This is a genomic window from Archangium violaceum Cb vi76, from assembly GCF_000733295.1.
Classification (GTDB): domain Bacteria; phylum Myxococcota; class Myxococcia; order Myxococcales; family Myxococcaceae; genus Archangium; species Archangium violaceum.
This window is the reverse complement of the sequence record NZ_JPMI01000188.1, coordinates 1-277: the sequence shown is the minus strand read 5'-3', so window position 1 is coordinate 277 and position 277 is coordinate 1. Positions and strand designations below refer to the sequence as shown.

The window sequence follows — 277 nt, the reverse complement described above, 5'->3', positions numbered from 1 at the left end:
TACTCGAAGACCACGGTCTTGTGACCGTAGGCGATGATCCGGTCCTCGAGGTGGCAACGGACGGCTTCCGCGAGGACCACGCGCTCCAGATCTCGTCCCTTGCGCTCCATGTCCGCGACCGTGTCCCGGTGCGATACGCGCGTGACACCCTGGGCGATGATCGGCCCCTCATCCAGCTGCTCGGTGACGTAGTGGCTGGTGGCACCCACCAGCTTCACGCCCTTGCGGAACGCCTGCCGGTAGGGCTCGGCGCCCGCGAAGGCCGGCAGGAAGCTGT

The 277-nt window shown here is 67.1% G+C and carries 1 protein-coding gene; it reads right to left on the bottom strand.

What is annotated here, in order from left to right:
• On the bottom strand, positions 1-277 hold a 277-nt coding region (locus tag Q664_RS26280; RefSeq protein WP_043401482.1), incomplete at both ends, for a formyltransferase family protein.